8 protein-coding genes are annotated in these 9,821 nt (G+C 48.4%); 5 read left to right on the top strand and 3 right to left on the bottom strand.

Features of this window, described 5'->3' with window-relative positions:
• Together MO867_RS18755 and MO867_RS18750 are read left to right on the top strand one after the other, a co-directional pair.
• Nucleotides 1-678 (top strand): ASCH domain-containing protein (locus tag MO867_RS18755; protein WP_252471992.1); only part of this gene is annotated, 678 nt, incomplete at its 5' end.
• Between the two features lie 46 nt (nt 679-724).
• Entirely contained in the window at nt 725-946 is a 222-nt protein-coding gene (locus tag MO867_RS18750; RefSeq protein WP_252471990.1) for a helix-turn-helix transcriptional regulator, read from the top strand.
• A 16-nt stretch (nt 947-962) separates the two neighbouring features.
• Here the strand turns inward: MO867_RS18750 and MO867_RS18745 are convergent, their stop codons facing one another.
• Both MO867_RS18745 and MO867_RS18740 read right to left on the bottom strand, forming a co-directional pair.
• Complete coding sequence (locus MO867_RS18745) at nt 963-2,198, bottom strand: tyrosine-type recombinase/integrase (RefSeq protein WP_252471987.1); 1,236 nt, start codon at nt 2,196-2,198, stop codon at nt 963-965.
• Nucleotides 2,199-3,213: 1,015 nt separating this feature from the next.
• A complete protein-coding gene (locus MO867_RS18740) occupies nt 3,214-3,450 on the bottom strand; it encodes an RNA recognition motif domain-containing protein (protein WP_252471985.1) in 237 nt (78 codons plus the stop codon).
• 1,664 nt (nt 3,451-5,114) lie between these two features.
• On the opposite strand from MO867_RS18740, the gene MO867_RS18735 reads away from it, so the two are divergent.
• From MO867_RS18735 to MO867_RS18725, 3 genes are read left to right on the top strand one after another with little or no spacing between them, the layout of a single operon-like run.
• Nucleotides 5,115-6,692, top strand: coding sequence for a hypothetical protein (locus tag MO867_RS18735; protein ID WP_252471983.1), 1,578 nt, complete (start codon nt 5,115-5,117; stop codon nt 6,690-6,692).
• A 13-nt stretch (nt 6,693-6,705) separates the two neighbouring features.
• A complete protein-coding gene (locus tag MO867_RS18730) occupies nt 6,706-7,086 on the top strand; it encodes a hypothetical protein (RefSeq protein WP_252471981.1) in 381 nt (126 codons plus the stop codon).
• 8 nt (nt 7,087-7,094) lie between these two features.
• On the top strand, nt 7,095-8,474 hold the full coding sequence (locus MO867_RS18725; protein ID WP_252471979.1) for a hypothetical protein: 1,380 nt from the start codon (nt 7,095-7,097) through the stop codon (nt 8,472-8,474).
• Between the two features lie 181 nt (nt 8,475-8,655).
• Here the strand turns inward: MO867_RS18725 and MO867_RS18720 are convergent, their stop codons facing one another.
• Nucleotides 8,656-9,273, bottom strand: coding sequence for a hypothetical protein (locus MO867_RS18720; protein ID WP_252471977.1), 618 nt, complete (start codon nt 9,271-9,273; stop codon nt 8,656-8,658).
• Nucleotides 9,274-9,821: the final 548 nt, after the last annotated feature.

The following is a 9,821-nucleotide window of genomic DNA, read 5'->3' as shown; positions in this document are numbered from 1 at the left end:
ATTTTATTTAATGGAGATATGGTGCGTGCAATTCTGGATGGCCGTAAAACCCAGATGCGCAGGCCAATAAAACCGCAGCCATTTAATGGCGTAAACGATGAGCAGGCTATCAAGCAAATTGGTGGCTTGCCTCCCGGACGCTCCTTATATCAGGAGATCAACAGTGCCTGGCAAAGCAGGTATGTAGATATTGACTGCCCCTACGGTGAACCCGGTGGCCGCCTATGGGTGCGTGAGACATTTGGTTATGAGGTTCGCTCATTGGGAGGCGCGCCACATGAACAGATCGTCTATCGAGCCTCAAAACCAGATGCCGTGCACTGTTATGACTGCAACGGGATGGGGCAACCCATAAAATGGAAGCCATCAGTCCACATGCCCCGCTGGGCCAGCCGTATCACCTTAGAGATAACTGGTGTAAGCGTCGAGCGTATTCAGGATATCAGCGAAGAAGACGCTATAGCTGAAGGGATTCTTAATTCAACCCTGCAAACACCGCTAACTAAAACTGTCATGTATCACTGTGGACCGTGGCCCACACCAATTTGCGGTGAGTCAGCCAGAGATGCATATGGGGCGCTTTTGGAATCCATTTATGGCAAAGACGGCTGGGATCAAAACCCCTGGGTATGGGTTATTGAATTTCGCAAAGTTAATCAGGCAAAGGTGGCGGCGTAATTGATTTTTTGTAATTCCAAATATGTAGCAATTTGAGGGGCAAAAGATGAACCATCAAGAATTAATGGGTAGAGACATGAAAACACCTCGCCGTATTTTGCGTTTGCGTGAGGTTGAGAGGGTCACCGGCTACAAGCGCAGTAGCATTTACCGAATGGTTCAAGAAGGGCTGTTTCCCAAGCAGAAACGCATCGGGCCCGGCGCTGTTGGATGGGATAGCAGAGAAATCGAGGCATGGATTGATGAGAAGCTGGACGGTGCTGCTTAGCAGCGCCTCCAGCCAATTAAGGTCGCTTCCGCGCCCCTATCAGAACTACATTCCCAGTGGGAGCGGTAGTAACATAATTAGCCCAGTCCGCCATCAACGCCTTCCTTTTCTCGAACAGGTCTCCCCGCCTGTATGCAGCCTCTACGGAGTCACTAAGGCTGTGAGCTAATGCCTGCTCGCATACGTCACGAGGGTGGGGTGTGGTCTCGCCAGCCCAGTCGCGGAAGGTTGACCTGAACCCATGAACAGTTAGGTCTTTACGGCCTATCCGGCGCAACGCCATCAACATGGCCATATTCGAAAGCGGTCGCCCCTCGTCTCGGCCAGGGAAGAGAAACGGACTGTTATCAATGCGCGGTATCGATTCCAGCAAGGCCACCACCTGTGGAGAAAGCGGTACCCGGTGCTCCTTGCCCGCCTTCATCCTTTCCGCAGGAATCGTCCACGACCCAATCCCAAAGTCTATCTCCCTCCAAGTTGCCTCCAAAACCTCGCTTGTACGAGTTGCGGTTAAAATGGTTAGCTCCATAGCCCTAAATGCCAACCCTTCCCGCTTAGAAATCTCCTGCATAAACTCGGGCAACTCCATCCAGGGTAGCGCGCTATGGTGTTTCACTTGTCGCACCTTGGAGCGCTTCGGAAGCAGCTTATCCAGGTGGCCGCGCCAGCGCGCCGGGTTTTCCCCCTCTCGAAGCCCTCTCGCCTTTGCTGCATCCAGGACTAGCTCAACCCGGTTGCGGACCCGGCTTGCCGTTTCAGGCTTCTCTAGCCAAATTGGTTTCAATATCTCCAGCACATCATCAGTGGAAACATCGCAAGAGGCCTTATCCCCTATCACTGGGTATGCGTACTGTTTGAGAGTGTTTTCCCACTGCTGCGCATGTTTGGCGCTTTTCCACCCTCCACGATGGGACTCTATGTAGTCAGCAGCCATATCACTAAACATTACAGTCTTAGCTTTCTGCCCCTGAGCAGCGACCTTCAGCTCCAGCTCGGCGCGCCGACGCTCCTCTAAAGGGTCCAGCCCGCGTAAAATGGACCCCTTTTGAACTCCAGCTTCCACTCTAGCCTGTTTCAGGCTCACGTCCTTCAAGCTTCCCAGCCCCATCTCTCGGCGCTTCCCGTGGAGCTGATAGCGTAAGACCCATCTCTTAGCTCCTGAGGCACCGACAACAAGTCGTAAACCGTCTCCATCATCATACTTCCCAGGGGTTGTAAACCCTTCGATTTCCTTGACGGTTAGCTTTCCCATATATCCTCCGTGCTGACTTCCGATCCCCCACTTTATCCCCCACTTTACCACGGATTTCATAGTTTAAGTTTGGAAATAATTGGAAGGAAAAACCCCCGGAAGACCGCGTATTTACTGGCTTTAAGTGGAATTTATAGGATTGACATGGAAGCCCCATAGGCGGACTGCCCCACCGCCATACAGAAGAAAGAGCCCGGCTTTATGCCGGGCTCTTTCGTTTACGGACGGGGAGATTTGAGTTTAGGATCTCGCTCAGGTCGGAGATCAGCGAGTGAAGTGAATCCCTACCCAACACCATATCGCTAGCATCCTTTACCGCCCCTCATCAACACCTAATTAGCCCATGTTCTTTCACGCATTATATGACCTCATTCCTCTCCATCGCCCCCAAAAATACCAGGCACAGCACCAACCACTCCCCGAATAATTAACCTTCCCCTCCACAGGTAGGGATCGATGGGTGCTTTTTATTGGCTTACAGCAGGTGTCCTCACCCACTCCATGATTTGCAGGCCTACTCTCCACCCCATCAAGGGCAACCGTCAGCATGACTGGCACTAAGTGATCGATCAACCACCTGCAGATTTCAGCCAAAACCCCAAAGTTTTGCAATGAATCACCAGTGAGCCTAAGCAGGATTGCAGCTGCAGAGCTAGCTGATAATCAGGCAATCTTGGCGTGGCTTCTTAGTGGCCATCTTCTGGCAAGGGGAAGCCATGCCAAATAGGGAGGGAGGCATTATTCTTAGCGCTTAGATCTATATATATATATATAAATACAATGCACTCGCCCGCGAGAGCAAGGAAGGAGAAAGGAGGAAGGAATAACGGTAGCGTAGCTGTCTGAGCAACTGGAGCTAGTGCCATTTCTAATTTAGAACGTGGAACTCGATGATCAGGAGGTACCGGCGGAGCTGCCGCCGGCTTGGCGTGAGACGGTAGAAATTGCCTTAGCGGGGGTGTATAAGGTCGAGGACCTGCACCACTTCCGTCACTCATCACATGTTATGCACTTACTAATCAGCCTTCTTAACTCGTACCTGATTACTACCGATAGTTGTGTTATTCAGATTTTTGATTGCAGCTTTTGCCTCACCTACTTTGGGCATTTCAACAAATCCAAAACCTTTAGAATTACCGCTCACCTGATCAATGACTAAATTACAAGATTGAACGTTTCCGAACGCCTTAAATAATTCACCCAGCTCATCTTCTGTGGTTGAGCGATCTAAATTACGTACTAATAATTTCATATATACTCCATGAATCTGTGATTGATAAGTAATTTCATCACAGTAGTGGCAGGATAGTCGGTCACCCTAACCGCCCCGAAAAGACTCGGTCGTGTGGAATTACCGCACCCGACTCCTCAGTTATATCTTCGCTCGTGTAAAGCGCGACCCCTAATACCAGCCCGCAAGTATACTTCGTTTATATACCCGAAGTGGCTTCAGCCCAAAATATCTCAGCATTTTCTTTAAACCACCCCAATTATAACTCTTGCGGAGACTTCACCGGTTGACCCATTTGCGTAAGCGATGTAGTGCTGATCCTGCCCACCAACAGCGGATTCTCTTTTAAGGGATAAACCACGCAACAGAGGCACCCAATGAAAAAACCAAATAAATCAATCAAAACCACTCGCAAACAATACTCCGAGGACTAAAATATCATTGGCGGGGGCCCCACCTTTTGAGGTGGGGTTTGGGCATCCTTGGCTGGCTGAGTGACGATCAGGAATATAATGTAAGCAAGCCAAGAAAACAGCAGCGCAGCAAGGAGCCAGCCAAGCTTAGCTCCGCTGTGGGAGCGGCTGGAAGCTAGAACATGTACCACGGGCACAAAAAATGCAAAAGCCAATGTCAGAAGAATAATCAATTGCCAAATACCAATCCCATAATGGCCTCCAAGCCAAGCATTATTTTTTACAAAACAGCCAGCAGCTTACCTCAGGTAACCACATAGGCCCATACCTCAAGGTAACTCCCTCAATTCACCTCGCAGAGATTGCGCTGGTGGGTTGACTAGGGGCAATCACTCATAGGATCTTTAGCCCACCTAGCCCTGTCTCGGTCCGCTATCAATCAGCCACAGGGTTTCAGGCTGTTTAGCAAACTGTCTTTTAGCATAAAACTCTAATTGATCCCACCGTACTCACACCTCCAAAGCAGCGCTCAGCCCATCTCAAGCCAAATCAATACTGGATAGCAGAACCCCTCACCATTCCCAGCCTCGCCTCTATCGAAGAAAAGGTCAGATAAGCGAGAGCCCTGAATCATCAATTTTAATTCTGAATAGAAAATACAGAAAAATATGCATCAGCTCCAGGCCTGAAAATCTCTATCACTCTGGACAAAAACCTTTTCGCAAGTGATATTTTTCAACGCTTAAAATCCATGAAAAACTGCCAGCCTCTCATTACATACAGAATAACCTCCAGTTAACGTTAGTGGACAAAAAAAACAAACCAACCCCCAAATTATAATTGTCAGGCAAGAGCCCTTCACTCCACTCTAAACACTTCCCTGTCTTGTCATGGGTTCACTCACTATAAAGCACTCATCTTTTGTGAACAGACAGACCGGTAAGTTCATCACTCAAAGTCTCTTCAGCAAGAGTAAAATTGACTATTTGCAGGTTGACGCATATGACTTTACGCTTTTGGATGTAAAAATAGCTCTATTACACAAACCCAAAGACTGCACTCACAATGAGCCGAATCAAGTGGCCAATTCATGAGCTTTAAGCGTCAGGGTTAAGATCGGCGATTAATTGTCGCGTTTTTAATTATCACAAGGCAACAATAAGAAAAAGCTCCCACCCCAAGAATGCAAATAGCAAAAACTCTGTGATTTACTACTATACCCTTTCCCGAGCTGAGAAAATTTGATTCAACCAGCGACTCAAGGAGGCCTGGATGCCACAGCCCAGTGTGCGCCCCAGTGAGACTTATTCATCTCTATTAAGATCACAGTTCGATTTACTGCCAGCTTATCGCGTTCAGCAACCTGCCCACCACAGGCTATTTACAGAGGCGCTATCCATTCAAAAATCGCTTCTGAGCTTCTCTTGGAGCCAACTGGAGCAACAAGCGCGCCGATGCCTGGGGATAGGATACGCCGAATTTCGCAACTTACAGTGCCGCGCCGACAATACCTTCAAGCTTCAACAAATTGATCATCGAATGGGCTTGGAGTTTTTATTTGTATTACGCGGTATTGCCATTAGTGATAGTCGTGAACAATTTGTCGCTAACCTGCAAGAAAAACTCCTACAGAGTGATACCAATGACCGACTAGATAGACTCTTAGTAAAGACTGAAGAAATGCTCGGCACGGAAGTTCCTGAGAGCATGGTCGAAAAATTACGTGCAAGATTGGCAGGTATAGAAACAAGGGCTGATATTCAGACATCAATGGAAAGCCTGGCGAGTGGTGAAATAGAGAACATCAACTTTCTCGATGCCTACCTCCCCAATAAAAAGAAACCCATAAATCCAGGCCTGGATAGTGGTATTGATGCGGTCAGTACATGCCTTTGTCGAGGCCTGATGGCGTTGGTACACGCTCAGTTTAATAACGCCTTAAAGGTGGGAGGGCATAAATCTGAATTTGCTGCTGAAGATATCACCGCAGTAAAATCCGTCACCCGTGGATTTTCCGATTTTCTGCAGGGTTGGCAAAAGCAAATTTATAGCGCACTCCTGGTAGGTGACCCAAAAAGTATCACAAACACTTCTATTTTGTTCGCTGGTGAAATCGAGCGAAAGATACCATCACTCGCAGGAGCGGCGGCGGCTATACAAAATGTTATCCAATCACTTTTGCAAAGAAATAGCGGTGGCCTGGCAGAGCGACTTGGAGATATTGCAGTCGACACCCACTTTCTTATCCGCAAAGCGATTGCCAGCCATGTAGCCTGCTATCGGCTCGCCGCCAGCACCAATGGCCTAGACACCCCAAAAGATATCAAGAACCTTCAGAAAAATATCACTTCCATGACGTTTACCACAAGGCTACCCAACGGTAAAAATGTGGAACTCGCCAAGCTCAATAATGACCTAGATGGGGAGTTTGTTGAAATCCGTGGTTTTGTAAAAGAAGTCTCCTCCCCTCCCCAGGAAGGCGGCATGCTATTGAGCCACCTGAAGCTACAGGACCCCTCCAGTGATGCCGAAGCGAATGCTGTGGTTCGCTTCTCTCACCTCCCTCACGCCGGTGTCACTAAAGGTGCCTTTTGTAGGCTGAGCGGTATTTTTAACAAGAGCTCAAGCCTGCTAAGTGGAAGAGAAGCCGTAGAAGTGGACGCATTATCACTGGCCGATTTAGGCAAAACCAGTTTCGATATCGCCTTCATGCGTCTGGCGAGCCGCTGGTTCCAACCCTGGCGAAGCAATGCAAATCTTTATTGGTCACTTGGGGCTCATAGTTCTGAAGAGGGTATTGTAGATTCTCAGGGTGCTGCAGAACTGCTCTTTACCCCGCTGATACGTTAACAGGAGAGTCACCATGCCACCGGATGACGGCTGCTTATCAGAACAGGAAAGTGTTGAAATTAAGTTGTTGGAGTTAGATGTACTAATGGCGATGGCGGAACTGGCAAAAGCCGAGTGGCACGCTGCCAAGGAGGCCGTGCGCAGTGAATGTCTGGAGACCGCCATTCCCGACCTCCCCAATCTGCATCAAAAAGATGAAATGGATTTCCCTATCGACGCAATGGATCACGCAGTGGCTGAGTGCATAGAAACTCACCCCGATGTTTTTGCGGCATGGGATGCCTTTGAACAGATCGCACTGGAACTTGAAATTGAGCTGGAGGATATGCATGCCTTACTTGATGAGTGGAAGTCCTGCTCTCATACGCTCCACGGAGGAGCACCACTCAGGTAGTTGACTCAATGCAATTTATCGCCAACTTACGCCGTCAAACCCTGGATGCCTTCGCCAGCCATCATATCTCAGCCGATGGCTACCTGCTATCCGCCCACCGTATAACAAATCCTAACCTGCAACTGGCTGTTGAGGTACGCAACAGGGGCTTGCCCCTCTTTGCCGATAACGGCACAAAGCAGCTCATAGACTCGGTTATTGCTCAGTTTTCCGGCAGGGCACGGGAAATCACCCGCGAAGTTAAAATACTACGCCGCCAGCTTGGCCATCTTCCCCGTGGCCGGGACGTTCCGATAAAGTTGCGTAAACAGGCCGACACTTTGGCTGAATCGGTTCTCACCGATTGCACCGAACGCTCAGAATCTATCGATCCCAAGCAGCTGATTGAGCGTCAGCTCAAGATGAATCCCACCGACCTGATCGCCCAGGAGGACTTTGCCAGTACCTGTTTAGTAGCCCTGGACTTGGAGCGGGAAATCACGGGTTGGACGGTGGAGCGTATCGCCGCACGCAATCGCCGCAGCTTAAGGCTCTGGCAAAAGGTAGCGGAAAACCCTCTATGCCAAGACACAACCGTTTATGCGGTTCTCAGCGCGATGGACTACAACACTGCCCGCGATGCTGGGAAGCTGGCCGCTGATGCGGGGGTTACCTCAGCAGCCATGGGGCTTGCAGGCGTTTGTGGAGATCTGAACGCAACAGATTTTTTCGTTAGTGGCAGAGCCTCATTTAAACTGACACGGCCAGTTCCACGCCGCTATGTGCGCTTGGCCCAGATAGTAAAAGGCATCGCAGATGGTTATCGAGATCACAGTACCAGCTTGGAAAGATTTCACTGCTTGGGTTTGGGCGCACCCTCCCTACTCCCCATTGCCGCCGCAGCCCTGCCAGCAGAAACAGGAGTCACTGCAGATGCCACCAGCCCCATTCACGCTGCAGCGAAGGATCGAGTACTTTATGACCCGGAGAATTTTGGTGACCGGGCAAGCACTAAAGAGATTGTTGAGCGTATTTTGGGTGGTGGTAACTGGCCGTTCCTCAGCCCCTTTACGCAGTCTTTTAAACAAAGGTTTGGTCACGACCCTGAAAGCGCCCGACGCTGGTGGAACACGCAGGGGAATCCCGCTATCTCTACAGAAATCCTACGTCAACCCAGCGACCTGACAGCAGCACTGCCGCTATTTTGCGAAGCAAACCAACACGTACGGTCAATTGCACGAGATACCTGGATCGCACACAATCACTGGGTGCTGGGTGAGCTGACCGAAGGCCGCAGTGGACCACAAAGACGCGAATTTGCCCACCAGATTATCGATCATTGGCTGGATGGGCCCGCAACTACCACCAGTCGAGGCCTTAGCGCCGCCAAAAGAATCCTCCTAGCCTAAAATATAGAAAAATCCGTTAACGGTGCGGCTTTTATTCTCGAGCTCACTGAATAACAAATACCGTCACCTCACTTTGAACTCTTAGTTATTTGCTGACTTAACGCAATTTGATCTTTAACCCAGCATCTGACAGTAGAACTTTTATGTCGGATCAAGACCTTAATACCACTACAGATATAAATCAGCGAGCATAAAAATTGCTACCATCTCCCAATACTAGAGCTGTGATCAGTAGCAGATTGCTAGGGATGGCTACTACGGTATCGTAAGCTACAGTCACTGGAGTTGCGACAAGCTTACCTGCCTTCTCGATTAATGTCCGGGGCTGCGCAACCCAAACTACATACTTATTTTCTAGCTTCTCTAACGGTAACTCGCCTTCTATAGTGTACATTTTACCATTTAAGCTCGATGAGAGTCTCAAGCTATTGGGCATATCATCATCCCTGAATCCGAGAGCATCAAGCTCCGCTAGCATGGATTGACTTGGGGCTGGTTGAGTGTATGGATTTGGCTGGATAAAATTTAAAGTTACAACACCCGTTACCTGCCCCATTTTGTTAACGGAAAAATCCTGAAAAAACGCATGAAAAGCTGTTTTTCTTGTGAGATTTAACGCATTTGCAAAACTCTTCTCAACTGGGAAAATATAGGCGGTGTCACCGCTTGCAACAATCAAGTCATTGGTTTTAGGATTAACATAGAAACCTTCTATTTCCACTTTCTCATATTCTGTTTCCCACATCGCCGTTGTACACCCGCTCACAAATAGACTTAGAAACACTAGAGCACGAATCAAAAAAAACTCCTGGAATTATATTGCAATTACCTTGACCACAATTACTACAACTTCAACCGCAATTTTACACAAATTCAGTAAAAATCCAATCAGAACAAAATAGTTAAGCACATATAGTACCACCGTGCATAATGAGGCAACGACCACTTAAATCGTCACCTTGGAGACCTTCATCAAACCTGCATCCTGCATTCAATTCCGAAGCCCATCAATTAATGCACATTCAGAAAACGATCCACTGAGAATAATATTTTTAATTCCCCTTCCAGCAATAGAATCATTAAGGACAAAAGCTCCCAGAAACGCTCCCAAAGTTAACGATGCCAAATTTAGGCGCCCGCTATTAGTGACCAGATTCGGGCAGAATCTGCCGAAAATACTTGGGCTACCCAACTGGAGAAGATATCTCAACAATGACTTCATGTAACTATTCAGCACTAAATACAAAATTCCCCAAAAAATATATTCATGAGACAATAGAGCAATATTAAAGCCTCCTGTCTAGCAGTCGATGACACTGAATAAAATTGACATCAATACAGCTATTG

This window comes from Microbulbifer okhotskensis (genome assembly GCF_023895975.1).
Taxonomy (GTDB): Bacteria; Pseudomonadota; Gammaproteobacteria; order Pseudomonadales; family Cellvibrionaceae; genus Microbulbifer; species Microbulbifer okhotskensis.
This window is presented reverse-complemented; position numbering and strand designations above follow the sequence as displayed.